Annotated in this window: 26 protein-coding genes and 2 tRNA genes; 13 read left to right on the forward strand and 15 right to left on the reverse strand. The window is 72.3% G+C overall.

Annotated features, from left to right (window positions below; genetic code table 11):
- Positions 1-4: 4 nt before the first annotated feature.
- Entirely contained in the window at positions 5-2,410 is a 2,406-nt protein-coding gene (locus C1N80_RS05995) for a pyrophosphatase (protein WP_137769946.1), read from the forward strand.
- A gap of 12 nt (positions 2,411-2,422) precedes the next feature.
- Here the strand turns inward: C1N80_RS05995 and C1N80_RS06000 are convergent, their stop codons facing one another.
- The gene (locus C1N80_RS06000; RefSeq protein ID WP_137769947.1) at positions 2,423-3,007 is read right to left on the reverse strand and encodes a TetR/AcrR family transcriptional regulator; all 585 of its coding nucleotides are present in this window, start codon (positions 3,005-3,007) and stop codon (positions 2,423-2,425) included.
- A gap of 78 nt (positions 3,008-3,085) precedes the next feature.
- A tRNA-Gly gene (locus C1N80_RS06005) sits at positions 3,086-3,156 on the reverse strand.
- Between the two features lie 108 nt (positions 3,157-3,264).
- Here C1N80_RS06005 and dcd point away from each other — a divergent pair.
- Positions 3,265-3,858, forward strand: coding sequence for a dCTP deaminase (dcd, locus tag C1N80_RS06010; RefSeq protein ID WP_168198032.1), 594 nt, complete (start codon positions 3,265-3,267; stop codon positions 3,856-3,858).
- Positions 3,855-4,655 carry a hypothetical protein gene (locus tag C1N80_RS06015; RefSeq protein WP_137769949.1) on the forward strand — a complete coding sequence of 267 codons (801 nt, stop codon included), beginning with the start codon at positions 3,855-3,857 and terminating at the stop codon, positions 4,653-4,655. The genes dcd and C1N80_RS06015 overlap by 4 nt, the downstream gene beginning before the upstream one ends.
- A gap of 22 nt (positions 4,656-4,677) precedes the next feature.
- Here the strand turns inward: C1N80_RS06015 and C1N80_RS06020 are convergent, their stop codons facing one another.
- Positions 4,678-6,021 carry an MFS transporter gene (locus tag C1N80_RS06020; RefSeq protein ID WP_137769950.1) on the reverse strand — a complete coding sequence of 448 codons (1,344 nt, stop codon included), beginning with the start codon at positions 6,019-6,021 and terminating at the stop codon, positions 4,678-4,680.
- Between the two features lie 143 nt (positions 6,022-6,164).
- Here C1N80_RS06020 and C1N80_RS06025 point away from each other — a divergent pair, with 143 nt between their 5' ends.
- Genes C1N80_RS06025 through mnhG form a run of 6 tightly spaced genes read left to right on the forward strand, consistent with a single transcriptional unit; the run spans position 6,165 to position 13,041 of the window.
- Positions 6,165-9,101, forward strand: coding sequence for a Na+/H+ antiporter subunit A (locus C1N80_RS06025; RefSeq protein ID WP_137769951.1), 2,937 nt, complete (start codon positions 6,165-6,167; stop codon positions 9,099-9,101).
- A complete protein-coding gene (locus C1N80_RS06030; RefSeq protein ID WP_137769952.1) occupies positions 9,091-9,807 on the forward strand; it encodes a Na(+)/H(+) antiporter subunit C in 717 nt (238 codons plus the stop codon). Before C1N80_RS06025 ends, C1N80_RS06030 begins: the two co-directional genes overlap by 11 nt.
- 3 nt (positions 9,808-9,810) lie before the next feature.
- Positions 9,811-11,367 (forward strand): Na+/H+ antiporter subunit D, encoded by a 1,557-nt coding sequence (locus C1N80_RS06035; RefSeq protein WP_137769953.1) that lies wholly within the window; start codon positions 9,811-9,813, stop codon positions 11,365-11,367.
- Complete coding sequence (locus tag C1N80_RS06040) at positions 11,364-11,900, forward strand: Na+/H+ antiporter subunit E (protein ID WP_137769954.1); 537 nt, start codon at positions 11,364-11,366, stop codon at positions 11,898-11,900. Before C1N80_RS06035 ends, C1N80_RS06040 begins: the two co-directional genes overlap by 4 nt.
- On the forward strand, positions 11,897-12,442 hold the full coding sequence (locus C1N80_RS06045; RefSeq protein WP_137769955.1) for a monovalent cation/H+ antiporter complex subunit F: 546 nt from the start codon (positions 11,897-11,899) through the stop codon (positions 12,440-12,442). The genes C1N80_RS06040 and C1N80_RS06045 overlap by 4 nt, the downstream gene beginning before the upstream one ends.
- Positions 12,439-13,041, forward strand: coding sequence for a monovalent cation/H(+) antiporter subunit G (gene mnhG, locus C1N80_RS06050; RefSeq protein ID WP_137769956.1), 603 nt, complete (start codon positions 12,439-12,441; stop codon positions 13,039-13,041). The genes C1N80_RS06045 and mnhG overlap by 4 nt, the downstream gene beginning before the upstream one ends.
- A 31-nt stretch (positions 13,042-13,072) precedes the next feature.
- Here mnhG and C1N80_RS06055 read toward each other — a convergent pair whose 3' ends face one another.
- A complete protein-coding gene (locus C1N80_RS06055) occupies positions 13,073-14,743 on the reverse strand; it encodes a formate--tetrahydrofolate ligase (protein WP_137769957.1) in 1,671 nt (556 codons plus the stop codon).
- Between the two features lie 240 nt (positions 14,744-14,983).
- On the opposite strand from C1N80_RS06055, the gene C1N80_RS06060 reads away from it, so the two are divergent.
- The 4 genes from C1N80_RS06060 (at position 14,984) to C1N80_RS15430 (ending at position 16,767) form a co-directional block, all read left to right on the forward strand.
- Positions 14,984-15,056 (forward strand) — tRNA-Glu (locus C1N80_RS06060).
- A gap of 81 nt (positions 15,057-15,137) precedes the next feature.
- Entirely contained in the window at positions 15,138-16,244 is a 1,107-nt protein-coding gene (locus tag C1N80_RS06065; protein WP_137769958.1) for a site-specific integrase, read from the forward strand.
- A complete protein-coding gene (locus tag C1N80_RS06070) occupies positions 16,241-16,606 on the forward strand; it encodes a hypothetical protein (RefSeq protein ID WP_137769959.1) in 366 nt (121 codons plus the stop codon). The genes C1N80_RS06065 and C1N80_RS06070 overlap by 4 nt, the downstream gene beginning before the upstream one ends.
- A gap of 11 nt (positions 16,607-16,617) precedes the next feature.
- Positions 16,618-16,767 (forward strand): hypothetical protein, encoded by a 150-nt coding sequence (locus C1N80_RS15430; RefSeq protein WP_168198033.1) that lies wholly within the window; start codon positions 16,618-16,620, stop codon positions 16,765-16,767.
- A gap of 17 nt (positions 16,768-16,784) precedes the next feature.
- On the opposite strand, the gene C1N80_RS06075 is transcribed toward C1N80_RS15430, so the two are convergent.
- The 11 genes from C1N80_RS06075 to C1N80_RS06125 form a co-directional block, all read right to left on the reverse strand.
- A complete protein-coding gene (locus C1N80_RS06075) occupies positions 16,785-17,249 on the reverse strand; it encodes a hypothetical protein (RefSeq protein ID WP_137769960.1) in 465 nt (154 codons plus the stop codon).
- A 204-nt stretch (positions 17,250-17,453) separates the two neighbouring features.
- The gene (locus tag C1N80_RS06080; RefSeq protein WP_137769961.1) at positions 17,454-17,732 is read right to left on the reverse strand and encodes a hypothetical protein; all 279 of its coding nucleotides are present in this window, start codon (positions 17,730-17,732) and stop codon (positions 17,454-17,456) included.
- The gene (locus C1N80_RS06085; RefSeq protein ID WP_137769962.1) at positions 17,729-18,037 is read right to left on the reverse strand and encodes a hypothetical protein; all 309 of its coding nucleotides are present in this window, start codon (positions 18,035-18,037) and stop codon (positions 17,729-17,731) included. The genes C1N80_RS06080 and C1N80_RS06085 overlap by 4 nt, the downstream gene beginning before the upstream one ends.
- Positions 18,037-18,390 carry a hypothetical protein gene (locus C1N80_RS06090; protein WP_137769963.1) on the reverse strand — a complete coding sequence of 118 codons (354 nt, stop codon included), beginning with the start codon at positions 18,388-18,390 and terminating at the stop codon, positions 18,037-18,039. Before C1N80_RS06090 ends, C1N80_RS06085 begins: the two co-directional genes overlap by 1 nt.
- Positions 18,390-18,821: a hypothetical protein gene (locus C1N80_RS06095; RefSeq protein ID WP_137769964.1), complete on the reverse strand. Its 432-nt coding sequence runs from the start codon at positions 18,819-18,821 to the stop codon at positions 18,390-18,392. The genes C1N80_RS06090 and C1N80_RS06095 overlap by 1 nt, the downstream gene beginning before the upstream one ends.
- 4 nt (positions 18,822-18,825) lie before the next feature.
- Complete coding sequence (locus C1N80_RS06100) at positions 18,826-19,884, reverse strand: peptidoglycan-binding protein (RefSeq protein ID WP_137769965.1); 1,059 nt, start codon at positions 19,882-19,884, stop codon at positions 18,826-18,828.
- Positions 19,881-20,060 carry a hypothetical protein gene (locus C1N80_RS06105; protein ID WP_137769966.1) on the reverse strand — a complete coding sequence of 60 codons (180 nt, stop codon included), beginning with the start codon at positions 20,058-20,060 and terminating at the stop codon, positions 19,881-19,883. Before C1N80_RS06105 ends, C1N80_RS06100 begins: the two co-directional genes overlap by 4 nt.
- A 70-nt stretch (positions 20,061-20,130) precedes the next feature.
- Positions 20,131-20,754, reverse strand: a complete 624-nt coding sequence (locus tag C1N80_RS06110) for a hypothetical protein (RefSeq protein WP_137769967.1) — start codon at positions 20,752-20,754, stop codon at positions 20,131-20,133.
- 14 nt (positions 20,755-20,768) lie between these two features.
- Complete coding sequence (locus tag C1N80_RS06115) at positions 20,769-22,052, reverse strand: sialate O-acetylesterase (RefSeq protein ID WP_168198034.1); 1,284 nt, start codon at positions 22,050-22,052, stop codon at positions 20,769-20,771.
- 31 nt (positions 22,053-22,083) lie between these two features.
- On the reverse strand, positions 22,084-22,854 hold the full coding sequence (locus C1N80_RS06120) for a hypothetical protein (protein ID WP_137769969.1): 771 nt from the start codon (positions 22,852-22,854) through the stop codon (positions 22,084-22,086).
- 51 nt (positions 22,855-22,905) lie between these two features.
- Complete coding sequence (locus C1N80_RS06125; RefSeq protein WP_137769970.1) at positions 22,906-24,876, reverse strand: polysaccharide deacetylase family protein; 1,971 nt, start codon at positions 24,874-24,876, stop codon at positions 22,906-22,908.
- Positions 24,877-24,889 lie beyond the last annotated feature (13 nt).

Here is a 24,889-nt window from a genome sequence, read left to right on the forward strand (position 1 = left end):
GATCGTGGACCTCATCACCGACTTCCCGCTCGGCGACGACCTCGCCGTCGCGCTCCTCATCCTCGGCGTCCTCTCGATCGCCGCACTCGTCGCGGGGGCCGTCGTGCCCTCCCGGCTGCGGCGCGACGAGGACGGCGCGGAGATCGACCCCGAGCTCGGCCTGCGCCTCGGGCGCGGGCTCAGCGCGGGCGGCTCCGTGATCCTGTGGATCGGTCTCCCGCTCGTGCTGCTCGCGCTCCTCCTGCCGGGGGACACGGACCAGCGGATCCTGCGCTCGGCCCTGATGCTCGTGGGGCTGCTGCTGGGGCCGCTCGCCGCGTGGCGCGGGACCGCCGTGCAGATCGCGGCGCTCGGCCTGGACGAGGAGCGCCGGGGGACCCTGCTGCCGCGCCTCGGCGCGCTGACCGTCGCCGGGGCCCTCGCGCTCGTGGTGCTCCCGGTCTCGCTGTCCCTGTGGTTCCTCCAGCAGGCGGCCTCCGCCCCGCTCGTGGCGCTCGCCGCGGGCGCCGCCGTCTCCGCCCTCGCCCTGCGCGCGACCGCCGTCACCGCGGACGCCGCGGGCGACGCGGCCGCCCTGCTCGTGGGCACGGACGAGCACGAGCTCGCCGCCGACGCCGAGGACAACCTCGGCGCCCCGCTGCTGCGCTCGGCGCGGATGGCCCGCCGCGGCGGCGGCCTCGCCGCGGACCTCGTCGCCGTCGCCGCCGCCCTCGCGGCCCTCGGCCTGCAGATCGGCCTGCCCGTGCTCGCGGGCGAGGCGGTGCTCGTGGTGCTGCTCGCGCTCGGCACGTCCCTGCTCGTCGCCCTCGTCTCCGCCCTCTGGCCGGTCGTGCGCGGGGAGGGGCCGATCGCCGGGCGCCTGCGCCTGGGCGGTCTCGCGCCCGCCCTCGCCGGCGGCGTCGGCGCCGTGGTCGCCGCTGCGCTGTGGCTGCCCTCGGCGTACAAGAACCTGCGCTTCGACCAGGTCGGCATGGGCAAGTTCACCGACACCGCGATCGCGGGCAACGAGCCGATGGCCCGCACCGATCTCGAGCCGCAGATCGAGTCCGCGGTCACCGACATGTCGCAGTGGATCTCCGCGACCGACGACTCCCGGGACGCCGGCGCCTTCCTCGACGTCCTCACCCTGTACACGATCTCCCCGGCGACCGTGGTCGCGGGCGCCCTGGCGCTCGGCGCCCTCGTGGCCCTCGGCGTCGTGCTGCTCGGCGGGACGCTCGCGGACCGCCACGGCCGGAGCGTGCTGCGCGCGGCCCGCACGAGCCGCACCGGCGGGGCCCTCGGCACCGTCGCGGGCCTCGGCTCCGCGGCCCTCGTCGCCGCCTCCGCCCTGGGCCTCGTGGTCCTCGTCACGGCCGTGATCAGCGTGCTCTCCGCCGGGATCCCCGCGCTCGCCCTCGCCCTGCTCGTCCATGCGGGTCTCGGCGCCCTCGTCGTCGTGAGCGGCTTCGGGGCGTCCTTCCTCGCGACGACCCTGCTGGACCGTCCCGGCGCGGACCGCGAACGGCGCGAGGCGGCCACCGCCTCCGCGACCGGCCCCCGCCTGGCGCTGCTGCTCGCCGCCGTGCTCGGGGGCCTCGCGGCCGTCGGCCCCGTCGTCACGACCGTCCAGGTCGCCGCCCGCGCCTCCTCGGTGTGGGAGGAGCGGGCGCTGCACGCGGTCACCCCGCAGTCCGTGACCCTGCTGGGCGGCCTCGCCCTCGGCATCATGGCCGTGCTGCTGGTCCTCGCCTCGCTCGCCGACGCCGCGCGCCGGGCGGGCGCCCTCGCCGTGGTCGCCGCGCGCGCCGCGCTGCTCGAGGACCAGGACCGTCTGAGCGTCGGCGACCTGCGTGACGGCTCGCGCCGCGCCGCCGTGCCGGCCCTCGCCGTCGCCCTGCTCGCCCCCGTCGTCGCCGCCTACGGGCTGGGGCCGAGCGCCCTGGCCGGCTACGTGGTCGGCGCGGCGCTCACCGCGGCCGGGCTCGGCGTCTGGGCGATCGGCTCCGCCGCGACGCTCGAGGGCGCCGCGGACACGATCGCCGCGGGCCGTTACGGCGGTCCCGGCTCCTGGGGCCATTCCGGCGCCCTCGGCGGCGCCGTGCTCACGGGCGTCCTGCGCTCGACGCTCGGCGCGACCGCCGCCCCGCTGCTGCTGGTCGGCGCGCTCGCGGGGGCCCTCGTGGTCTCCTCGCCGGTCGCGATGATCACCGGCGGCACGAGCCACTACCTGCGCTGGGGCGTGGCCGTCGTCGCGATCGCGATCGTCGTCGTCACCTGGGTGGTCGCCGCGACCGCTCCCGAGGTCGATCTCGAGGACGGGGAGGGCGAGGTCTCCGCGCCGCTCTTCGGCCGCCGGGACGACCGCGACGAGGAGGAGCTCGAGACCATCGACTCGATGAGCTGGGAGAGCGACGAGGACCGTCGCTGACGGCCTGCGGGATCAGGCCGTGGGATCCGCGCCGAGACCGCGCAGGACGAAGTCCTCGAGCGCCTCGGGGGAGTAGCGCCGGGCCGTCGGTCCCACGACGAGGCCGTTGACGATCCGCACCGTCGCGTCGACGTCGAGCGCGGGCGAGAAGGAGCCGTCGGCCACGCCGTCCCGGACGATCGTGCGCAGCACCTCCTCGATGAGCACGACGTGCTCCCGCATCCGCGCCGCGTTCTCCGCCGTGAGGGCGGTGCGCATCGTCGAGGACTGCGGCATGTGGAAGGTGAGGGACAGCTCGAGCTGGGTGCGCACGTAGCGGCGCACCGCCTCGACGGGGGAGGGGGCGCCCGCGGTCGAGGCGCGGAGCTGCTCGATGTATCCGGCCGTCTCGTGCATCGCGTACGCGACCAGGAGCGTGTCCTTGTCCGGGAAGTGGTTGTACATGGCGGTGCGACCCACCCCGGCGCGCTCGGCGATCGCCGAGAAGGTCACCGCGTCGAAGTCCTGCGCCTCGAGGAGCTCGCCGAGCGCCGCGAAGATCTTCTCCCGAGTGCGCTCGCGGTGCTCCTCGAGCGAGCCTCCGATGATCTTGGGCATCACGCCTCCGGGGTCGTGGGGCCCACGCCCCCGTGTACGCAGGAACCGCAGGCCGATGGCCTGCGGTTCCTGTCCGAGAGCGGGTGACGGGAATCGAACCCGCGCTGTCAGCTTGGGAAGCTGAAGTTCTACCATTGAACTACACCCGCATGCGCCGGCATCGGCCGACGACCTCCGAGAGCATACCCCGTGCCCAGGCCGCGGCGCGAATCGGACGCCGGCTGACGACCACGACGGGGCGGGCTAGGCTGGCACGCGTGCTGCTGAGCGACCACGACATCCGGACCGAGATCGAGGGCGGGCGCGTGCGCCTGGACCCCTTCGACGCGCAGATGATCCAGCCGGCCTCGGTCGACGTGCGCATCGACCGCTACTTCCGGCTCTTCGACAACCACAAGTACGCGATGATCGACCCGTCGGTCGAGCAGGGGGAGCTCACGCGCGAGGTCGCCGTGGACCCCGACGAGCCGTACATGCTCCACCCCGGCGAGTTCGTGCTCGCCTCCACCTACGAGCAGGTGACCCTGCCGGACGACGTCGCCGCGCGGCTCGAGGGGAAGAGCTCGCTCGGGCGCCTGGGCCTGCTGACCCACTCCACCGCGGGCTTCATCGACCCGGGGTTCCAGGGGCACATCACCCTCGAGCTCTCGAACATGGCGACGCTCCCCGTGGCGCTGTGGCCGGGCATGAAGATCGGGCAGCTGTGCTTCTTCCGGCTGTCCTCCGCCTCGGACAGCCCCTACGGCAGCGAGGGCAACCTCAACCGCTACCACGGGCAGCGCGGCCCCACCGCCTCGCGCTCGCACCTGAACTTCCACCGCACCCGCATCCCCCTCCAGGAGGAGCAGTGACCGCTCGCACCTCCCACCGCCTGCAGCTCCCGCGGGACACCGCGCCGGAGGACGTGCTGACGATGATCACGAACGTGCGCCCCGCGGCCTCCCGCCGTGAGGACGGCGCGCTCGATCTCGGCGACGCGGCGCTGCTCGTCCCGGACACCTCGCCGCGCGGCGCGGGCCGCTGGACCCTCGAGGTCGACCGGGACCGTGAGGACCCGGCCCCCGAGGGCGGCGACGACCTCCGCGGCTACGGCCGCGCCTTCCCCGGGGGCCTGCCCTTCGGTGCGGAGCGCGAGGCGCTGGACCTGCTGTGGTCCCTCGCGCGGCGCCTGCACGGCGCGGTCGTCACCGACGGCGGCGTGCGCCTCGAGCCGCACCCCTTCCACGTCCGCGACCTCACCGTGGTGAGCCCGCACGCACTCGCCCCGGAGTCCCTCGCGCAGCTCATCGCGCCGCTCGAGCCCGAGGCGGAGCTCGACGAGGTGCCGGACGGCGCCTCCGCGACCGGCTACAGCGTCACGATCCCGGTGGGGCAGGGCGAGGAGATCGCCCTGCGCGTGGGACGCAGCTCCGCTCCCACGGCCCTCGCACGGCTGGGCTGGATCGACGGGGCCGTGGACTACGCGATCGTGCACCTGCCCGCGGATCCCGACGAGGACGAGACCGAGCTGCCCGATGCGGCCACGGGGGAGCGTTGGATGGCGGCCTACCGCCGGATCGGGCTGCTCGCGGGCCTGCTCGTCGAGAGCGTCGGCGGCTACGTCGTGGACCTCGAGGGCTTCCTCGTCGATCCTGCGGATCTCGCCTGAGCTGTCCTCGCCCGAGCGGGGCTCAGACCGAGGCGGAGGCCGCGCGCCCCGCGCCGCCCAGGCGGATCGGCACGAAGGCCAGCAGGCCGATCGCGATGACGACGACGATCCCGAGGATCCCGGTGCGGGTGTCCTGCGCGATCCAGACCACGAGCGCGAAGGCCGCCGTGCCGAGGAAGCCCAGCGCTCGGCCCGTCGTCGCGTAGAGGCCGAAGTTCTCCGTCTCCCGGCCGGGCTGCGAGAGGCGCGTGAGCAGGTTCCGCGAGGCGGACTGCACCGGGCCCACGAAGAGGCAGATCGCGAGGCCCGCGACCCAGAACACGGCCGTCGCCGGCAGGAACAGGACCACGAGGCCCAGCACCACGATCGCCGCGCAGCCGCCGATGATCACCGGCCGCGGCCCCACGGCGTCGTCGATCCGGCCGCCCAGGAACACCCCGATCCCGGCGACGAGGTTCGCGGCGATGCCGAACACGATCACCTCGACGGTCGTGAAGCCGTACGCGTTCGCCGCGAGCACGCCCGCGATCGAGAACACGGCGCCCAGGCCGTCGCGGTAGATCGCCGAGGCCACGAGGTACTGCAGCATGACGGGCTCCTCACGCACCGCCCGCACCACGCGACGGACGATGTCGGCGTAGCCCTGCCAGGGCGTCCACCGCGCCACGGGCTCGAGGGCCTCGTGGCGGGGCGCCCACAGCAGCAGCGGCAGGGTCAGGGCGAGGATCCACAGCGCGACGAACACGGGGATCGCCCGCAGGTTCCAGCCCGCCTCGCCCGTGATCCCGAGCAGGCCCGTGCCCGGCATGACGAAGCCGACCAGCACCACGCCCAGGCACACGATCGAGCCCCAGTAGCCCACCGCCCACGCGGTCCCCGAGATGCGGCCGCGGTTCGCGGGCGTGGAGATCTCCGGCAGCACCGAGTTCACGAACACCCCCGCGAGCTCGCTCGTCACGACGCCGAGCGCGATGAGGACCGCGCCCCAGACCAGGAAGTCCGCGTCCCGGGCGACCGTGGGCATGAGGGCGACGATCGCGACGGTCGCGAGCGTGGTGATCCGCAGCAGGGCGTTGCGCACCCCGCCGCGGTCCGCGAGGTTCCCCAGGAGCGGGGCGAGCAGCGCGATCGCGACCGCGCCGACGGCCTGCCAGGTGGTGAGGACCTGGGATCCGTGGTCCTGCGCCGCCTTCACCGCGGCGTCGCCCACGGCGCCCTCCGCGGCGACGGCGCTCGCGACGTAGGTCGAGAACACGAAGGTGAGGATCACCGAGCTGAAGGCGGACATCCCGCCGTCCCAGAGCGCGAAGGCGGTGACCGCGCGGCGCAGGGAGCGGGGGGCGGCGGGGCGCGAGGTCGCGGGCATGGGGTCACTGTACGAAGCCCGCGGGCGCCGGCGCAGGATGCCCGTGTTCGCCGAGAGTGAGAAGTGTCCCGGACGGCGGGAGGGGGCGGACCCCGGACAGTAGACTGGACGAGGCCCTTTCCCCCGCGATGGACGGAGACCGCATGCTGTTCATGCTCCTCGCCCATCTGCTCGCCGCGCTCCTCGCGCCGCTGCTGGTGAGGATGCTGGGCCGCAACGCCTTCTACCCGCTCGCGCTCGTGCCCGCGGGCTCCGCGCTCTGGCTCGCCACGGCCTTCGACCCGGCGTCCCTCGCGAGCGCCCCGGTCGACATCTCCGCGGACTGGATCCCGGCCTTCGGGATCGGGCTCGCCTTCCGTGTGGACACGCTGAGCTGGGTGCTCGCGCTCATCGCGACCGGGATCGGCGCGATCGTGCTCCTGTACTGCGCCCGCTACTTCAAGGACACCGAGCCCGCGCTGGGGCGCTTCGCCGGGGTGCTCACCGCCTTCGCCGGCGCGATGGTGGGCCTCGTCCTCGCGGACGACGTCATGGTGCTCTACACCTTCTGGGAGCTCACGACCGTCTTCTCCTACCTGCTCATCGGGCACTACCAGGAGAAGCAGTCCTCACGCCGCGCCGCGATGAACGCGCTCGTCTCGACCACCGCGGGCGGCCTCGCGATGTTCGTGGGCCTGCTGATGCTGGGCCAGGCCGCCGGGTCCCTCCGGCTCTCCGCGATCCTCACCGACCCGATGTGGTCCGCCCCCGGCCCGTACCTCGTCACCGCCGTCGTGCTCGTGCTCGCGGGCGCCATGTCGAAGTCCGCGCTCGTGCCCACGCACTTCTGGCTGCCCGGCGCGATGGCCGCGCCCACCCCCGTCTCCGCCTACCTCCATGCCGCCGCGATGGTGAAGGCCGGCGTGTACCTGATCCTGCGCCTCGCCCCGGCGCTGTCCGTGCTCGACGTGCTGCAGGTCGTCGTCTCGGTGATCGGGGCGGCGACGATGCTGCTGGGCGGGTGGCGCGCCCTGCGGCAGACGGACATCAAGCTCCTGCTCGCCTACGGCACCGTCTCCCAGCTCGGCTTCCTCGCCGCGATCGGCGCCCTCGCCACGCAGGACGCGGTGCTCGCGGGGCTCGCGATGCTCGTCGCTCACGCCGTGTTCAAGGCGCCCCTGTTCATGGTCGTCGGGATCATCGACAAGAAGTTCGGCACCCGTGACCTGCGCGTCCTCTCCGGGGTGGGGCGCGCCGTGCCCGTCGTCGCCGTGATCGGCATCGTCTCGGCCGCCTCGATGGCCGCGGTGCCGCCGCTGCTGGGCTTCGTCGCGAAGGAGTCCGTGTACACGGCGCTCTGGTACGGCGGCGCCTACCAGCGGGGCCTGCTCGTCGCGCTCGTCGCGGGCTCCGTGCTCACCGTCGCCTACTCGTGGCGCTTCGTGCAGGGCGCCTTCGGTCGCTCCGCCGGTGCCCCGCGCGCCCGCACCCCGCAGATCCCCGTGCTGTTCTGGCTGCCGCCTGCCGCGATCGCGGCGCTCTCGGTGGTGCTCGTCGCCCTCGCGGGGCCGCTCGAGGACCTGCTGGCCGGCGCGGCCGCGGTGCTGCCGGAGCAGGAGACCCACGCCCACCTGCTCGTCGTGCCCCACCTGGGGGTACCGCTCCTGGCGTCCGTGGTCACCCTGGGCCTCGGCGCGCTGCTCGCGGTCGCCGCCCGCCCGGTGCAGCGGCTCCAGCGTGCGGTCTCCCCGATGACCTGGGCGCGCGAGGGGCTCCAGGAGTTCCTCGACGCGGAGCGCCTGTTCCGCCGCACGATGCGCGGCGTCGACGCGCTCGCCGTCGCCGTGACCCCGCTGTTCCAGCGCGGCTCCCTGCCGTACACGCTCGGCACGATGCTCGTCGTGATGATCGCGCTGACCGTCCCCGTCGCGCTCACCCAGGCCCCGCTGCCGCAGAACCTCGTGCCCTTCCACTCGCCGGTCGAGCTGCTCGTGCTCCCGGTCGCCGCGCTCGCCGCGATCGGCGCGGCCCGCTCCCGGCGCCGGCTGCGGGCCGTCTTCCTCATCTCCGTCACCGGCTACGGCGTCGCCGTCCTGTTCCTCGTCTCCGGTGCCCCGGACGTCGCCCTCACCCAGGTGCTCGTCGAGACCGCGATGACGGTCGTGCTCGTGCTGGTCCTGCGCCGCCTGCCCCTGCACTTCTCGCGCCGACCGCTGAGGATCGGGGCGATCGGGCGCTGGGGGATCGCGATCGGCACGGCCGTCACCCTCTGCGGCGCGGCGCTCTACGCGGCCGACGCCCGCTACCTCGACCCGCTGGGCCCCGAGCTCATCGAGCCCGCCTACACCTCCGGCGGCGGGCACAACGTCGTCAACGTGACCCTCGTCGACGCCCGCGTGTGGGACACCTTCGGCGAGATCACCGTGCTGCTCGTGGTCGCGACCGGCGTCGCCTCCCTCATCTTCGTCACCCGCCGCGAGCAGGGCATCTCCCGCGTGCGGGACCTGACCGCGGGCGCCTCGATCTGGCGCCGCCACCCGGACACCCCGCTCCCGCAGAACGTCCTGAACTTCGACGCCCGCACCGACGAGGTCACCGGCGCGAACCGCTGGCGCACCTGGCTCTCCGCGGGCCTGACCCTCGCCCCCGAGCGCCGCATGGTGATCCTCGAGGTCATCACCCGCCTCGCCTTCCCGGTGATGATGATGTTCTCCGTGTACCTGCTCATGGCGGGCCACAACCTGCCCGGCGGCGGGTTCGCGGGCGGCCTCGTCGCCGGTCTCGCTCTGACCCTGCGCTATCTCGCGGGCGGCCGCTACGAGCTCACCGAGGCCGCGCCCGTCCAGGCGGGCCTCGTGCTCGGCACCGGCATGGCGATCGCCTCCGCCGCCGCGGTGCTGCCGCTGCTGTTCGGCGGCACGATCTTCCAGACCGTCACCCCGGTCCTGCACGTGCCGCTGCTGGGCGAGGTCCACCTGCCGAGCGCCCTGCTCTTCGACGTGGGCGTGTACCTCGTGGTCCTCGGCGTGATCCTCGACTTCCTGCGCACCCTCGGCGCGCAGATCGACCAGCAGCAGGAGGCGGAGTCCGATGTCCGTTAGCCTCGCCCTCCTGCTCACCGCCGGCGTGCTCATCGCCTGCGGCGTGTACCTCGTCCTCGAACGCACCCTCACCCGCGTGGTGCTCGGCTTCGTGCTGCTCGGCAACGGCGTGAACCTGCTGTTCGTCGTCGCGGCCGGCCGTCCCGGCACGCCGCCCTTCGAGGGCACGGCGGAGCCGTCGGAGATGACGGACCCGCTGCCGCTCGCGATGGTGCTCACCGCGATCGTCATCTCGCTCGGCGTGACCGCCTTCGGCATGGCCCTCGCCTACCGGGCCTGGCAGCTCTTCGGCCACGACGAGGTCCCCGACGACGTCGAGGACCGCCGCGTGCTGCGCCGCAGCCGCCGCCGCAGCGGGGACGCCGACGACCTCCCGTGGTCGCAGGCCCTGAGCGAGGAGGCGCGCCGCGGTGCGCTGCGCCGCTCGCAGGAGGCGGGCCGGCCCGAGGACCCGCTGGGCGACGACCTCTCCGGCGCCGAGGACGTCCCGCAGGACGCGACCGAGGCCGACGAGGGCGAGGCGCGACCCGCGCGCCGGCCCGCCGGGGCCGCGGGTGCGCGCGACGAGCCCGACGGACCCGAGGATCCCGGCGGCCCCGACGAGACCGACAGCGCGCCGACCACGGGGGATCCCGCCCAGGCGCCCGGCGCCGGGCCCGCCGTCGAGACCGACCACCACCACCGCGACGGCAGAGGGGAGGCCTGAGACATGGAGCTGCTCCTCGCCCTCCCCGTCGTCCTGCCGCTCGCCGGGGCGGCCGCGACCCTGCTGCTGCGCCACCGCCACAAGGTCCAGCTGTGGCTCACGATCCTCACCCTCGCCGCGATCCTCGCGGTCGCGATCGCGCTCATCGCGCTGGTCCCCGCGAGCGGCGTGCTCGTCCTCCAGATCGGCGACTGGACCCCCACGCAGGGGATCGTGCTGGTCGCGGACCGGATCACCGCGCTCATGCTGCTCGTCTCGAGCGCGGTGACCCTGGCGGTGCTGCTCTACTCGAGCGGCCAGACGGTCGCCGAGAACTCCGAGCGCACCCCGGTCGCGATCTACCACCCCACGTACCTCGCGCTCGTCGCGGGGGTGTCCATGGCCTTCCTCGCGGGGGACCTGTTCAACCTCTACGTGGGCTTCGAGGTGCTGCTCGCCTCGAGCTACGTGCTGCTCACCCTGGGCGGTTCCGCGAGCCGCGTGCGCGCCGCGACGACCTACGTCATCGTCTCGCTGCTGAGCTCCGTCATCTTCCTCTCCGCGATCGCCGCGATCTACGCCGCGACCGGCACCGTCAACATGGCGATGCTCGCGGTGCGGCTCGACGGCCTGCAGGAGGGCACGCGGATGGTGCTCGAGCTGCTGCTGCTCGTCGCCTTCGCGATCAAGGCCGCGATCTTCCCGCTGAGCGCCTGGCTGCCGGACTCGTACCCCACCGCGCCGGCGCCCGTCACAGCGGTCTTCGCGGGCCTGCTCACCAAGGTCGGCATCTACGCGATCCTGCGCCTGGAGACGCTGCTCTTCCCCGCCTCGCAGCTGTCGAACCTGCTCCTCGCGGCCGCCGCGCTGAGCCTCGTGATCGGCATCCTCGGCGCGGTCGCGCAGACGGACCTCAAGCGCGTGCTGTCCTTCACCCTCGTCTCCCACATGGGCTACATGCTGCTCGGCCTCGGCGTGAGCACCCGCCTGGGCATGACGGCGACGATCTTCTACGTCGCCCACCACATCACCGTGCAGTCCACGATGTTCCTGGTCGCGGGTCTCATCGAGCAGCGCGGCGGCACCACGAACCTCGCGCGGCTGGGCGGTCTCGCGAAGGCCGCGCCCGTGATCGCGGTGCTGTTCTTCGTGCCCGCCATGAACCTCGCGGGCATCCCGCCGTTCTCCGGCTTCATCGGCAAGGTGGGGCTCGTCGAGGCCGGCATCGCCTACGACCGGCCCGCCGGCTGGATCCTGGTGGGGGCGAGCGTGCTGACGAGCCTGCTCACCCTGTACGCGATCGCGAAGATCTGGAACCGCGCCTTCTGGCAGGCGCCCTCGGAGGACGTCATCGCGAACGACCATCCCGTGCCGCGCGTGATGACGGGGGCGACGACCGCCCTCGTGGCCTTCTCGGTGGGGCTCACGCTGGCCGCGGGCCCGCTCATGACCTACTCCGACGAGGCCGCCCGCGCCGTGCTCGAGCGCACCCCGTACGTCTCCGCGGTGCTCGGTGACGAGGCCGCCGGTGAGCTCCATTACCGCATCGACGACGCCGGCGAGAAGGTGGTGGAGCGATGACCCGCACGTTCGGCGACCTGCGCCGCTCCTGGGTGGGGCTGCTCCTGGCGGTCGCCGTGTGGTGCCTGCTGTGGGGCGCGGTCGACCTCAAGACGGTCCTCGGCGGCCTGCTCGTCGCGGCGCTCGTCATGGTGCTGTTCCCGATGCCGCCCGTCGGCCACGAGCTGACGCTGCGGCCGCTGCGCTTCGCGTCGTTCCTCGTGCGCTTCCTCGCCGACCTCATGGTCTCCGCGGTCCAGGTGGGCTGGTACGCGATCCGACCCGCGGGACAGCCGCCGAGCTCGGTGATCGCGGTGACCCTCGCGAGCCGCTCCGACTTCTTCCTCACCATGACCGCCGTGCTCGCGACCCTCATCCCCGGTTCCGTCGTGGTCGAGGCGCAGCGGGCCACGGGCACCCTCTTCCTCCACGTCATCGGCGCGGCGGACGAGGAGCAGGCGGAGGCGCAGCGCGAGGCGACCCGGGCGCAGGAGCGGCGGCTGCTGCTCGCCCTCGCCCGCCGCGAGGTGCTCGAGGAGGCGGGACTGCGATGACCCCCGTCGACATCGCCCTGCTCGTGCTCGGCGGCGTGCTCGCCCTCACCGCGATCGCGGTCGTGGTGCGCATGATCATCGGCCCCACGATCCTGGACCGCGCCGTCGCCACCGACATGCTCGTGGTGCTGCTGGTGCTCGCCCTCGCCCTGTACACGGCGCACGCCCACGCCGCCTGGGCCGTGCCCTCGATGCTCACCCTCACGGGCCTCGCCTTCATCGGCACCGTCACCTTCGCGCGCTTCGTGGCGCGCGAGGACCCGGCACGCGCGGGCCGGCGCACGCACGGGGAGGCCTCCGCGACGGGCGGATTCCGGGCGCTCGACCTCGAGCAGCCCGGGAGGGTCGCCGGCGGGGACGACGGGAACAGTCCCGAGGGGGCCGACGGCGGTGCGGCCGACGGCGCGAACACCTGGCAGGACGTCGAGGTGGGGGAGGAGATCCCCGTCAACGCCCACGAGGACGCCGACGGCGGACCGGGGCCGGTGGACGAGGACGACGAGCTCGTTGAGGGCTTCGGCCGTGAGGAGGGCCCGCGATGACCGCGCTCGAGATCCTCGCCGTGGCGCTCATGTCCCTCGGCGTGCTGCTCACGGTCGTCGCCGCCGTGGGCCTGCACCGCTTCGACGGCGTGCTCGCCCGCATGCACGCGACCTCGAAGCCGCAGACCCTGGGGCTCATGCTCGTGTTCGGCGGCGTCGCCCTGCTCGTGGGCTCCTGGGCGCTCGCGGGGATGCTCGTGCTCGTGCTCGTCGCGCAGATGCTCACGGTCCCCGTGGCGAGCACGATGGTGGGCCGCGCCGCGTTCCGCCGCGGCTTCGTGCGCGGGGGCGAGTACGCGATCGACGAGCTCACCCCGCGCCTCGCGGACGCGGGCGACGAGGACGACGACGAGGACGGCTTCCTCGACGAGGGCGACGACCCGCACGAGGGCCTCGCGGCGCAGGCGGAGGACCACCGCTTCCCCGAGAACGTCGTCGCGGCGGAGGACGCCGCGGGCGCCGTCATCGACCGCAACTGGGACGAGCCCGAGGACGAGGACGACGGCCTCGGCCCGGACCCCGAGAGCTACGACCTCGACCTGGGCGACGAGACCGAGCGCGAGGCCGAGGAGGTCGCGGAGCGCGACGCGCGCCGCTGACCCCCTCCCGGCGCGGGATCGATGAGGTCCGTCAGAAGAGCCCGCGGGCGGTGCCGTCGGCCTCGACCCCCATGCGCAGGGCGGCCGGCTCCTTCGGCAGCCCCGGCATGGTCATCACCGCGCCGGTGAGCGCGACGACGAAGCCCGCGCCGATCCGCGGCACGAGGTCGCGCACGTGGAGCGTGTGGCCGTCCGGGGCGCCGAGCGCGGTCGGGTCCTCGGAGAAGGAGTACTGCGTCTTCGCCATGCACACGGGGAGCGTGTCCCAGCCGTGGCGCCGCAGCATCCGCAGCTGGGCGGGGGCGCGGTCGGTCAGGAGCACCTCGCCCGCGCCGTAGACCTCGGTCGCGATCGTGCGGATCGAGGCCTCCACGCCGTCGGCGGGGTCGTAGAGCGGGCGGTAGTCCGAGCCCTCCTCGAGCACGGCGAGGACCTCCTCGGCGAGGGCGCGCCCGCCCTCGCCGCCGGAGGCCCACACCTCGGAGAGCGCCGCCCGGCATCCCTGCCCGCGGGCCCAGTCGAGCACCGCGTCGATCTCGGCCTCGGTGTCCGTGGGGAAGCGGTTCAGGGCGATGACGGGCTCCAGGCCGAAGCGCCGCAGGTTCTCGACGTGGCGGCGCAGGTTCGCGGTGCCGCGCAGAGCGGCGTCGACGTCCTCCGCGGCGAGGTCGTCCTTCGCGAGGCCGCCGTGCATCTTCAGCGCCCGCACCGTCGCGACGAGCACCGCCGCGTCGGGGTGGAGGCCGCCCAGGCGGGCCTTGATGTCGAGGAACTTCTCCGCCCCGAGGTCCGAGCCGAAGCCGGCCTCGGTGACGACCACCTCGGAGAGGTCCAGGGCAAGGCGGGTCGCGGCGAGGGAGTTGCAGCCGTGGGCGATGTTCGCGAAGGGGCCGCCGTGCACGAGTGCGGGGGTGCCGCCGAGGGTCTGCACGAGGTTCGGCAGCAGCGCGTCCTTGAGCAGCAGCGTGATCGCGCCCGCGACGCCGAGGTCGCCGGCGGTGACGGGGGAGCGGTCGTAGCGGAAGCCCACGACGATCCGGGCGATGCGGCGCTCGAGGTCGGCGACGTCGGTCGCGAGGCACAGGATCGCCATGATCTCCGAGGCGACGACGATGTCGAAGCCGTCCTCGCGCGGCACGCCCTGGGTGGGGCCGCCGAGGCCGACGACGACATGGCGCAGGGCGCGGTCGTTGACGTCGACGACGCGCCGCCACTGGACCCGACGGGGATCGATGCCGAGCTCGTTGCCCTGGTGGAGGTGGTTGTCCACGAGGGCGGCGAGCGTGTTGTTCGCGATCTGGATCGCGTGGAAGTCGCCCGTGAAGTGGAGGTTGATGTTCTCCATCGGCACCACCTGGGCGTGGCCGCCGCCGGTCGCGCCGCCCTTGACGCCCATCACGGGGCCGAGCGCCGGCTCCCGCAGCGCGACCATGGTCCGCCTCCCGGCGAGGGAGAGGGCGTCGGCGAGGCCCACGGTCGTCGTCGACTTCCCCTCGCCCGCGGGGGTGGGGGACATGGCGGAGACGAGCACGAGCTTCCCGGTGCCGCCCGACGGGGTCACGCGCGAGCGGTCCACCTTCGCGATGTGGTGGCCGTGGGGGATCAGCGCCTCCTCGGGGATACCCGCGCGGGCGGCGATCTCGGCGATGGGGCGCAGCGCCGCGGCCTGGGCGATGGCGAGATCCGGGTTCTCGGACGGCATCGGTTCCTCTTTCTCGGGACGGAGGCGGTCCTGGGACGGCGGCGGCGCCGGCGGGTGGCCGGCAGTCCTCACCCTAGGGTCGTGGCGCGGGGCGCGCGGCGGCTTCGCCGGGTTCCGGCCCGGTGGTCCCGGTGGCCCCGGAGGCGCCGACGGTGTCGGGTGCGCCGCATCGCGGCGGGGACGTCTCGCACGCGGGTCTCGGGCATGGGTATGCTCGGCCCGGGCAGCTCGCTGCCCCGGGCCCCCATCGTCTAGCGGCCCAGGACACTGGCCTTTCACGCCGGCGACACGGGTTCGAATCCCGTTGGGGGTACTGCTGTTGATGCAGGTCAGGCCGAATGTCTGACCCCTCCGGTAGTCTTAGGTACACAGCCCAGGACACAGGAGGGGTCACATGGCCACCATCGAGACCCGCGAACGACGTGACGGAACCACCGCGTACCGCGTCCGCTTCCGTGCCAAGCCGGGCGCCAATCCCACGGTCGAGACCTTCGAAACCGCAGATGACGCCGTGTCCTTCGCCTCGCTGGTCGACCGCATTGGCGGCGAAGCGGCCAAGCTGAAGCGCAGTGCAGCACTGAACGCGTCCCGCATCACGCTCCCGGAGGTGCTCGAGGCGTACATCCTCTCCGCACCCGACATCTCTCCCGCGACGGCCAACGAGTACCGCCGAATCCTCACACGGAGCGGCCTCGAGAGGGACTTCGGAATCCTGCCCGTCGAGCTCATCGACAAGGCCGACGTCGAGAAGTGGGCCAGGCACCGCTCGGCGGAGGTGTCACCGAAGACGCTCCGCAACGAGCACGGCCTCCTGTCCACGATCCTGGGGCATGCACTCTCGCGAGGGCAGGTGCCCGTGAACTCCGCGAAGGGTGTCCGACTTCCGAAGGTCGACCGCGCAGAGCTCGAGATCCTCACCGACGGTGAGTTCCTGGCTCTCCACACCGCGATGACCGATCGCTATAAGCCGCTCGTCTGGCTGCTCGCCGCGACGGGGATGCGCTGGGGTGAGGCGACTGCCCTGCAGTGGCGGGACGTGCACGAGAAGCACATCGACGTGCGGCAGGCGTGGAAGCATGATGAGGAGGGGCACAAGAGGATTCTCGGTACGCCGAAGACGCGACAGGGCCGCCGGCGCATCGAGACGACCAAGGCAGTGATCAAGGCTCTGGGTGACCGCGGCGACGAGGGGGACTTCGTGTTTACCAACACGCGCGGCAAGGAGATCGTGTACCACACCTTCCACCGCTCCCATTGGGCGCCAGCGGTCGCGCGCGCAGGCCTCGATCCCGCGCCGAAGATCCATGGGCTCCGGCACTTCGCCGCGTCCTACATGCTCTCCCAGGGCGCGGACATCTTCGAGGTGTCCCGTGCGCTCGGGCACCGGGACATCGCCACCACCACTGGGGTCTACGGGCATCTGGTGCCCTCCCGGACGCGGCCCACGGCCGTGCACGCGGCCCGCCTTGATGAGCTCCGCGCGAGGCAGGTGGAGGCGTGAGCGACGAGAGCGGGCCCTTCGAGGGGCGGCATGCCGTGTACCTGGCTCACCAGGCTGTGCAGCAGCACGTGGCGGGTCTGGTGATCCGGTACGGGGTCACACTGGACGGTCCTGAGGTGGAGTGGACGCACTCGGACCTGGAGCCATCACTGCCGGCGTACTCGGTGCGCGTGAGCACGGGCGGGCACGAGTTGCTCCTCCGGGCCGACGAGTGGGTGGGGCGGACCGACGAGGTGGAGGCTCGCATGTTCGGCTGGCTGCTCGCGCACATCGACCTCGCGACGGCGAAGCTCCAGACGAATCCGAAGCGGCTCGCGCCGGAGTGGCTGCAGGCCTGGCACCAGGTCCACCCGGACGGGTAGCGTTCCCCGCCATGGACGCCTGCGACCTCTTCGACTGCACCGCACCCGGGACGGTGCCGATGGTTCTCGAGCTGCGCCTCGAGGACGGCGAGCAGCCGATCATGGTGTGCGACTGGCACGCGGACTGGGTCGAGCGGATGGAGCGGGCTGAGCGGGCATGAGGGGCCCCGCCCGGGGACTACGTTGTGGCGAGTGCGAGTAGGACCGCTCCGGCGAGGCTCATGACCGCTCCGCCGAGTCCGAAGACCCCCGTGGTCCAGATTCGTCGCCACTCCTGCTCGACCTCGCGGAGCTCCCGGTGCTTGTGGGTGTTCTGTCGTCCGAAGTAGTTCCACGAATGTATCCAGTCGTCGCCGCTTTGAGCTGCCCTAATGGAGCGCCTGCGCTCGCGAAGCGCATCGAGCTCTTCGGACGACGTGTATCCCGGCAGGTCCTCAAAGTTGTCGATCTCAGCCGCTTGGTCTCCCCACCGTTCACGGAGTTGTTCGACGACCTCGGTGAGCTCCTCCTTTCGAGCCTCGGAGGCTTCACGCTCCGCCCGGAGCTGTGCCCGTCTGCGACCGATGTCGAAGATGATCCATGCGGCCTGCAGCAGAGCCAGCCCGGAGCCGACCATCACGAGCCAAGTACCTACGAATGTCATGGCGGAACAGTAGGCGGAGCCCCTGACGCACGAAAGCACCCCCACTCCAACCCGCGAGGGTCGAAGCAGGGGCGCCATCATCATGATCGTGATCGTCGTCGTGCGTCGCGGTCGGCGAGGTCGTCCTCGAGCTCGCATTCCCGGCGGGCCGCGTCGGAGGTCCACATGGACCCGCACCGCCGGCACTGCCAGATGAGGCCTGTGTCAGCCATCGGCCCGGTCCTCGGGGGTCGCGGCGAGCCACGGTACGTACCGGTGGAGGAAGGCGTCGACGACGGGGAGGGTCATGACGCGCTGGATGCCGGCGAGGATGCCGAGGGCAGTGGCGACCCAGCCGACGGCCTGCTCGGGGTCGCCGCCGGCGGCCGCGGAGTAGATCAGCGGGGCCATGGCCGCGAACGCCACGACCGCCCAGAGGACGGTGCGGAGGGTCGCCCGCCACGGGTAGGCGGTCTGCGTGGCAGTGGCGCGATGGGTGTTCACGGGGTCTCCTTGGTGCGGTGCTTGAGGTAGGCGAGGGTGACGCCGACGCAGGTCCACAGGTGGGCGGGGACGGCGGCGATGGTGCGGGATCCGCCGGGGACGTCCCGGAGGAGGCTCTCGAGCGCTCCCCAGCCGAGGACGGTGGACAGGGCGAGCATCCCCAGGAGGAGGAAGCGGAGGGTCATGTCGAGGCGTGTCCACCACGGGGCGAGGAGGGCGGCGAGGATCAGCACGTAGAGGGCCGTGGCGGCGTTGATCCCGCGGAGGATGTCGAGCCACAGGGAAGGGTCGGAGGGTGGTGGCATCAGTCGTTGTCCTCTCCGAGGTCGGGGAGACGGTCGAGGATGTGAGCGAGGATCGTGTCGTGCGGGAGCGGGGGGATCTTCCGCAGGAGGTCAGCGACCTCGAGCAGCACCCGGCGGAAGAGCTTGTTCTGCACGACCAATCGGGCGTTGGACTCCTCGAGCTTCTCCACGCGCCGGGACATGGACAGGGCCAGCGCGAGCGCTTCCACGCCGGGGTCCTTCGATGCCTCGACCTGCTCGCTGGTCACCTTCGGTTGGTCACCGCTGGCCTTCCCGCGGACGGTGACGACCGTGCCGAGGAACAGGAGGAAGGCGGAGACCAGAGCGACGATCGCTTGTACGAGGACCTCCATCAGACCTCCTCGTCGCGCTCGGAGAGATTGCGGGCGCGCTCGACGGCCTCGGCCTCCTCCACCTTCACCCAGAGCATCGCCCAGCGTGCGACGAGGAGGAGGAACAGGGCGGTGATGTCGCCGGCGCGGGCGGTGTGCACGGCGGCTTCGGTGAGCACCTGCACCCAGGACAGGCCGGCGTAGAAGCCGACCCCGAGGGCCGCGACGAGCACGACCCGCCACTCCCACAGAACCCGGCGGGCGAGCAGCGCGATCAAGGCCACGCCCCCGCCGAGGACCTGGAAGATCCCCCATGCGTAGGTGAAGGCCAGGGAGATGCCTTCGTAGGACTGCGGGGTCCACACGAGCACGCCGATGCCGCTGATGAGGAGGGCGACGTAGGCGGCGATGCGGACGACCCGCTCGAAGGACTTCGCGAAGTGGCGGGCCACGGGGTCAGCCCTTCGCCTTGAACGCGGTCGGGTTCGTGTTGATCGCGTGCTGCATGGCCTTCGCGAGATCGTGGCCGCCGTACCCGTCGACCGGCGTCACGTTGAGGTTCCGCTGGACGGCACGGAGGAGGTTCGAGCCGCCGCCGCCGCGCGTGATCTGGGAGTCCTTGACCGCGGGGAACGCACGGTCGATCGCGGTCACCTGCCCGCTGATCACGCCGTCCACGAAGGTGCCCTCGTGCTTCTGCCACGCACGGATGTCGGCGGCGTCGAGGGCCCCGTCCTGCTTGAGGCCGAGGCGGCCCTCGAGGGCCTTCGCCGACGCGGTGCCGAAGATCCCATCCTCGGCGAGCCGGGACGAGGTGGAGCTCGCGGCCGGCTTCGCCGCGGCACCCTTCCCACCGCCTGAGCCGAGGGTGAGGGCGGAGAAGGTCGTCGGCCCCGGGAAGCCGTCGGCGACGAGGCCGCTGCGCTTCTGGAAGGCCCGCACCGCGGCGACCGTGGCCGCGGTCATGTACCCGGTCCGGGTCACGCCGAGCTTCCCCTGGATCTCGAGCACGTCCTCACGGGTGAGGCCGAAGAACGGGACCGTGTACCCGTAGATCCGATAGGTGCCGGAGCCGAGCATGTACGTGCGGTCGTTGAGGTAGACGCCGCCGCCGTCCGCCGTGCTGCCGCCGCGGTTGGAGGTGTTGCCACCGATCGCGAGGAGCCGGGACGTGGACGCCTTCACGACGCACCCGTCCGTGTGGACGGAGGTGCCGTTCTTCGCGACCGCGGCGAGCGCGCCGAGCGCGGGACGGTTTCGGGACCGGTAGCGGCCCGTGGTCTTCGCCCACGCGATGTGCGCGCGCGTCGACGCGGTGGGGATGATCCCGCCGCCGGATCCGGTCGCCTCGAGGCCCGCCTGCGCGTAGTCCACGCACCACGCCTGCGCCGGCCGGCCGAGCGAGCGGGAGTAGCGGTTGCGGTTCGAGCCCGCGGGGACCTCCCACGGCCCCTTGCGGAGCTGGTCCTGGTGCCAGGAGATGTAGTCCGCGCGCGCGGTGGCGAAGTCCTTCACGGCTGCACCTCCTCGTCGGTGGCGAGATCGGCGGGGGCGTCCGTGTCGATCTCGGCGAGGGCCTGGGTGAGCTCGTCACCCGTGAGGGGCGCGGGTGCGTCCTCCGGGTCGAAGCCCTGGTCCCAGATCCCGGCCTCCTCGGGCGTGAGGTCCGTGTCGATGGGCTGGTCGGTCATGGGGTGCCTCCTGGGCATGAGAAAGGCCCCGGACCGTGGCGGTCGCGGGGCCTGGCAGGTGCGTGGTAGGTCAGACGGGCGTGACGGTCATGTTGTCGAAGCGGACCGCGTTCGCGGAGTTGTTCGCCTGGATCCCGTGCCGGGTGTACCCGGAGAGACCTGGGATCGTCGTGTCCGGGATGACCTGCACCCCGTCCAGGTAGCCGGAGAAGACGTCACCCACCGCCTGCAGCGCGATCCTGCGACCGAGAAGGTTCCCCTGCGCAGCCGAGTTCACGGTCACGCCCGTCTGCCCCGGGACGTAGGAGTTCAGGGTGAGGACGCCGGTGGTGTTCGTCCACCGGAGGGACACGAAGTGCGGGGTCTCCGCGGCGACGCATCGGACGGCGAGGCGCATGTTCGGGGCGAGCGACGAGGACGCGTCGAGGACGGTGATCGTCGCCTCGATGCGCACGTCAGCGGTGCCGGCGTCAGCCGACGCGACCACGTAGCCGGTCGCGCCCGCCGAGGCGAGCTGCTTGGACAGGATCCGGGGGACGACGTCGGTTGCGGTGGTGGCCTTGAGGACCGTCCACGGTCGGCGTCCGATGGTGGTTACGCCGAGCGCGGTGGAGTCGGCGCGGTCGAAGTTGTCCTCCCAGCCGGTGCGGACGGGCAGTCCTGCCGAGCTGGTGAACACGGTGGGGAGGCGCATGTCGAGCCCCATGGTCAGCCTCCGATCACGGTTACGGGTCGGCCCCATGCGACGGTGCCGAGAAGATCAGTGCCGACACGGACCTCGACGCCGGTCGTGGGGGCGGTGGTGATAGTCGCCTCGCGGCGGTGGGTGGAGGGGAACGCGATCTCGGTCCACGCGCCGCCGTTCGCCCGCCACTGCACGTCGTAGTGGGAGACGCGGCACATGGGCCGCTCCCAGGAGACGGTGATCGTCGATCCGACGCGGGTCGCGGTCGCGGTCGGGGGCGGCTCGAGGGTGTAGTCGGAGTGGTTCGCGATCGCGGCGTAGTAGGCGCGCAGAGCGTCCCGACCGAGCCGGTCGATGCCGTCGAGACCGTAGTGAATCTCGTCGCCGACGCGGCCGGTTCCGGGGATGCCCTTGTGGTAGGCGACGTTCGCGTTGACGACGACCATCGCGGTGAGGGCGTTGATGATCGGCCCGGCGGTCGCGTACGTGTCGGACCAGTCCGGGGACATGCCACCGATGACGACGGGGAGGCGACTGTTCCCGAGCGCGGCACGGGTCCCGTCGATGAGCGCGTCCAGGTATCCCGAGTAGGTCGCCTCGGCGACGGAGTTCATCGCATCGGCCTCACCCTGGTGCCACAGGAGACCCTTCACGACCGGGGTGACGCCGAACGCCGATGTGCCGGCGGTGATGGCCTCGGCGGTCTGCGCGAGCATGAGGTCGTAGAGGTTCACTGCCGAGCCGGTGTAGCCGACCTGCCACGTGCCACCGGCATGTGTGACCATTCCCGCCGGCGGAGGGTTCTCCGTGGTGGTGGTGAAACCCGTGCCGCCGTGAGCGGTGGGGATCAGCAGGACGGCGACGCCCTCGGGCTGCGTGGCGAGGTACTCGCGGGCGAACACGGTCGCGTAGGACATGCCGGCCGGGGTGTCGTGCATGTCGAGGGGGACGCTCGCGCGTTCGATGATGCGATGCGTTGCGCCGTACTGGAACACCCGCCGATCCGGAGTGTCGCGGCCAGTGAAGGGGCGAGCGCGGCCGGACATGTTGGACTGGCCGGCGAGGATGAACGCATGGACCTCGGTGACGCCGGAGGAATCAGTGGGCTGTGAGTGCACGCGTCCATCATCCGTCACGCCCAGTGCGATCCGTCCCGCTTCGTCGGTGATGGTGTACGCGTACCCGGTGGCGTTGGCGAGCGGCTTGAGCGGCGTCCCAGCCACGGTCACGCTGCCGTCCGTGGCGACAGGGAGCCGTCCCTTCACGTCCTTCCCGATGCGCTGGAAGAGCTCGAAGTCGGTGGCCATCAGGGCCCCTTTCTGGGGTGGGGAGGGAGGTTCAGGAGACGGCCGAGACGTAGGCGTCCCAGGCGACGGTCGCGTCGAAGCCGCCATCGCCGGAGGGGCCCTGGGGGCCGGGCTCTCCGCGGGGCAGGGTGAGCGACAGCGTCTGGGTGGGTGCGGGGCCAGTGATCGTGGCGACCGCGGCGGCACCCGGTGCGGAGGTTGAGACGGTGCCGACGGTGAGGGTGTTCGGCGGGCCCTCGGGGCCGGGGATCCCCTCTGCGAGGATCTCCGCGGCCTCCTGTGCCGCGGCGGCTGCAGCTGCGGCGGATGCCGCGGCCTGCGCGGCAAGGGCCTCGGCCTGCTCGGTGCCGATCCCGCCCGTCGAAGGAACACGCACCACGGACGCGAGGTCGACGGTCGAGCCGCTCGGGAGGGCCATGGCGTGAGCGTCGATGCGGGGAGTCACGCCGTTCACGGGCTGGAACGCGTAGGTCACGTTCCATGTCCAGTCGACGACGGAGAAGTCCGGGTCGTCAGTTGCGATGAGGCGGATGCCCTGCGCGCCGGCATACGTCGGGGCGAGCGGGTCGGGGGTGCACAGGTAGCCGTCCTCGTCGAGGACCGCGATGATCGGCACCTGCAGGATCGTCGTCGGGTCCGGGGCCGCCGTCGGGTCCGGGACGTACGGGACCGACGCGACGAACGTGACGGTGCCCTGGGCGGGGATGCCGTCAGGCTCGAAGTCCGCGTCGTCACCGTCCGCGACGCCGACGATGAACCGTCCGGTGACGAGCCCGGTTCCCGCGTTGGTGGGCAGTGCCATGAGGGCCCCTTTCGGGCGAGAGGGGCCGCCACCAGATCGTGGCGGCCAGGGTCAGAATCGGGAGTCGGCGACGGTGAGCTGGTACGGAGACAGGGTGACGAGGTCCCCGGCGGTCCGCTTCGCGACGATGTAGTCGAGGATCTCCGTGAACTGCGCCGTCGTCAGCTTCCCCGCGAGGTCCAGCTGGGAGGGGTGAAGCATGAGCTGCACGCCGGCCTTCCGGGAGATCGCCGTGTCGATGTAGCCCTTGATCGTGGCGACGCTCAGGGAGTCCATCGTGTAGTGCCCCTGGCCGTCGCGGATAGTCCCGTCGAGAGGGCGGATCTGCGTCCCCGACAGGTACCCAGAGGCGACAGCGTGGCGCTGCAGGATCAGGTTCCCGGCATACGAGTCCCATCCCTCGGGGGTGCGGCCGTCCTGGTAGCCCATGTAGTCGCCGGTGCTGACGCCCGGCGGGCACCAGCCCCACACCTTCCCCGCGGCGGCAGGGAGCTCGGCCTCGACCTCGGCGAGGCCAGTGACGATCTGCGTGTAGAGCTCCTCCTCGGTCTCCGCTCCCTGATGGGACGCCGAGTGGTTCCAGATCTCCACGTCGCCGGCGGCGACCCACGAGTTCAGGTCGGTCGCAGTGACGCCGGCGTTCTCGGGGTAGTGCCAGTTGCGGGGGTTGTAGGCCTGGGAGACCTTGATGCCGCGGGCCTTCACCAGCGGCAGCACCTTGTCGCGGAAGTTCAGCAGGCCGTGGTCGAAGCGGAGTGCGACGGCGGCCTTCTTCCCGGTGCTGATGGGGCCGTTCATCGCAGACATGAACCGCGTCTGCCGCATCGTGTGCTGGGTCCAAGGGCCGGACCCGGTGCTGCTGGTCGGCGTGCCGCCCAGCGCCGCCCAGTCGCTCCACGTGTGAGTTCCGGCGTTCGTGGTCTGGCGGATCATCGGCCCGCCGCCGTAGTAGGCGTAGGGGAAATACATCTGCGTGGACACGCCGAGCGACGACGCGAGGACGAGCAGCTGGCCGTTCCGCCCCTGCATCCCGTCGGGGAGACCGGTGACGGTGTTTGATGACGAGATGGTCATGTGCCACAGGCCGTTGCGGTCCGTGCCCCACCAGTCGTTGATGTTCGAGTTCAGCGGCATCGTCCCGCGGGTGAACGGGGTGACCGGGTCGGGGGTTCCGCCGATGGGCTCCCACGGGGACCAGGTGTTGCTCGCGATCGTGGTGATAGTGCGCCGGAGCGGTTCGGTGGAGAAGTACCCGTAGGGGAAGTAGATCTGCGTCGCCACGCGGGACGGGGAGCCGAGGACGAGGATCGACCCGGCCTTGTCGGTGAATCCGGCGGGGAGGCCGGACATCCCGGCGGCCGCGGCGGCGGAGAAGTACCAGTGGCCGGAGTGCGCGTCGGTGTAGTAGGTGTTGAAGTTCGCGCCTGCGGGTGCGCCCTTCGTGAGCTTGAGGTCCGCGAGGGCCGAAGCGAGGCCGGTGATGTCGCCCGTCGGGTGGGTGTGGGGGCCGGACGGGGGGACGGTGAGGCCGAGGCGGAGGATGCCCCCGTCGAGGGTGGCGGTGCCGGACGCCTGCCCGGGGGTGGAGCCGACACCGACAGTGATACCGACGCCGGTGACCGCGTAGCGCATCTCGCTCCGGGACAGGGGCCGTACCGCGGGGAGATGCGACAGGGGGATCGATCCGGAACCGGCGGGGACACGGATCGCCTTCGACGATCCCCACGAGGTGGTGACGATGATCGCCCAGTCCTTGTCGTGCTCCCAGCCCTTCCCGTGGCTGGTGTCGTAGACGGGGAGACGGATCCGGCCGTTTCCGGCGGAGTCGAGGGTGATCTTCTGCGACGTGCGGGCGACCATGTCGCCGCCGGGCGTGACGTCGATCGAGTCGGACAGGGCGAAGTTCACCCACTGCCCACGCAGGGAGACGCCGCCCTCGGTGATGTTGGACGCCGAGATAGTGACCTCACGGGAGGGCATGTTCGGTGCGAGGTCGTTGTCGGGCACTGCGACGCTGGTCAAGGGGACCTCCTAG

Source organism: Brachybacterium sp. SGAir0954 (genome assembly GCF_005490785.1).
GTDB lineage: Bacteria > Actinomycetota > Actinomycetes > Actinomycetales > Dermabacteraceae > Brachybacterium > Brachybacterium rhamnosum.

Bases quoted from the DNA above. Each gene is read 5' to 3' on its own strand.
- C1N80_RS06040 (WP_137769954.1), top strand. From the start codon at position 11,364: ATGACCCGCACGTTCGGCGACCTGCGCCGCTCCTGGGTGGGGCTGCTC.
- C1N80_RS06105 (WP_137769966.1), bottom strand. From the start codon at position 20,060: ATGACCGACCAGCCCATCGACACGGACCTCACGCCCGAGGAGGCCGGG.
- C1N80_RS06030 (WP_137769952.1), top strand. From the start codon at position 9,091: ATGTCCGTTAGCCTCGCCCTCCTGCTCACCGCCGGCGTGCTCATCGCC.
- C1N80_RS06065 (WP_137769958.1), top strand. From the start codon at position 15,138: ATGGCCACCATCGAGACCCGCGAACGACGTGACGGAACCACCGCGTAC.
- C1N80_RS06000 (WP_137769947.1), bottom strand. From the start codon at position 3,007: ATGCCCAAGATCATCGGAGGCTCGCTCGAGGAGCACCGCGAGCGCACT.
- C1N80_RS06120 (WP_137769969.1), bottom strand. From the start codon at position 22,854: ATGGCACTGCCCACCAACGCGGGAACCGGGCTCGTCACCGGACGGTTC.
- C1N80_RS15430 (WP_168198033.1), top strand. From the start codon at position 16,618: ATGGACGCCTGCGACCTCTTCGACTGCACCGCACCCGGGACGGTGCCG.
- C1N80_RS06075 (WP_137769960.1), bottom strand. From the start codon at position 17,249: ATGACATTCGTAGGTACTTGGCTCGTGATGGTCGGCTCCGGGCTGGCT.
- C1N80_RS06115 (WP_168198034.1), bottom strand. From the start codon at position 22,052: ATGGCCACCGACTTCGAGCTCTTCCAGCGCATCGGGAAGGACGTGAAG.
- C1N80_RS06035 (WP_137769953.1), top strand. From the start codon at position 9,811: ATGGAGCTGCTCCTCGCCCTCCCCGTCGTCCTGCCGCTCGCCGGGGCG.
- C1N80_RS06110 (WP_137769967.1), bottom strand. From the start codon at position 20,754: ATGCGCCTCCCCACCGTGTTCACCAGCTCGGCAGGACTGCCCGTCCGC.
- C1N80_RS06090 (WP_137769963.1), bottom strand. From the start codon at position 18,390: ATGGAGGTCCTCGTACAAGCGATCGTCGCTCTGGTCTCCGCCTTCCTC.
- mnhG (WP_137769956.1), top strand. From the start codon at position 12,439: ATGACCGCGCTCGAGATCCTCGCCGTGGCGCTCATGTCCCTCGGCGTG.
- C1N80_RS06045 (WP_137769955.1), top strand. From the start codon at position 11,897: ATGACCCCCGTCGACATCGCCCTGCTCGTGCTCGGCGGCGTGCTCGCC.
- C1N80_RS06020 (WP_137769950.1), bottom strand. From the start codon at position 6,021: ATGCCCGCGACCTCGCGCCCCGCCGCCCCCCGCTCCCTGCGCCGCGCG.
- C1N80_RS06025 (WP_137769951.1), top strand. From the start codon at position 6,165: ATGCTGTTCATGCTCCTCGCCCATCTGCTCGCCGCGCTCCTCGCGCCG.
- C1N80_RS06085 (WP_137769962.1), bottom strand. From the start codon at position 18,037: ATGCCACCACCCTCCGACCCTTCCCTGTGGCTCGACATCCTCCGCGGG.
- C1N80_RS06055 (WP_137769957.1), bottom strand. From the start codon at position 14,743: ATGCCGTCCGAGAACCCGGATCTCGCCATCGCCCAGGCCGCGGCGCTG.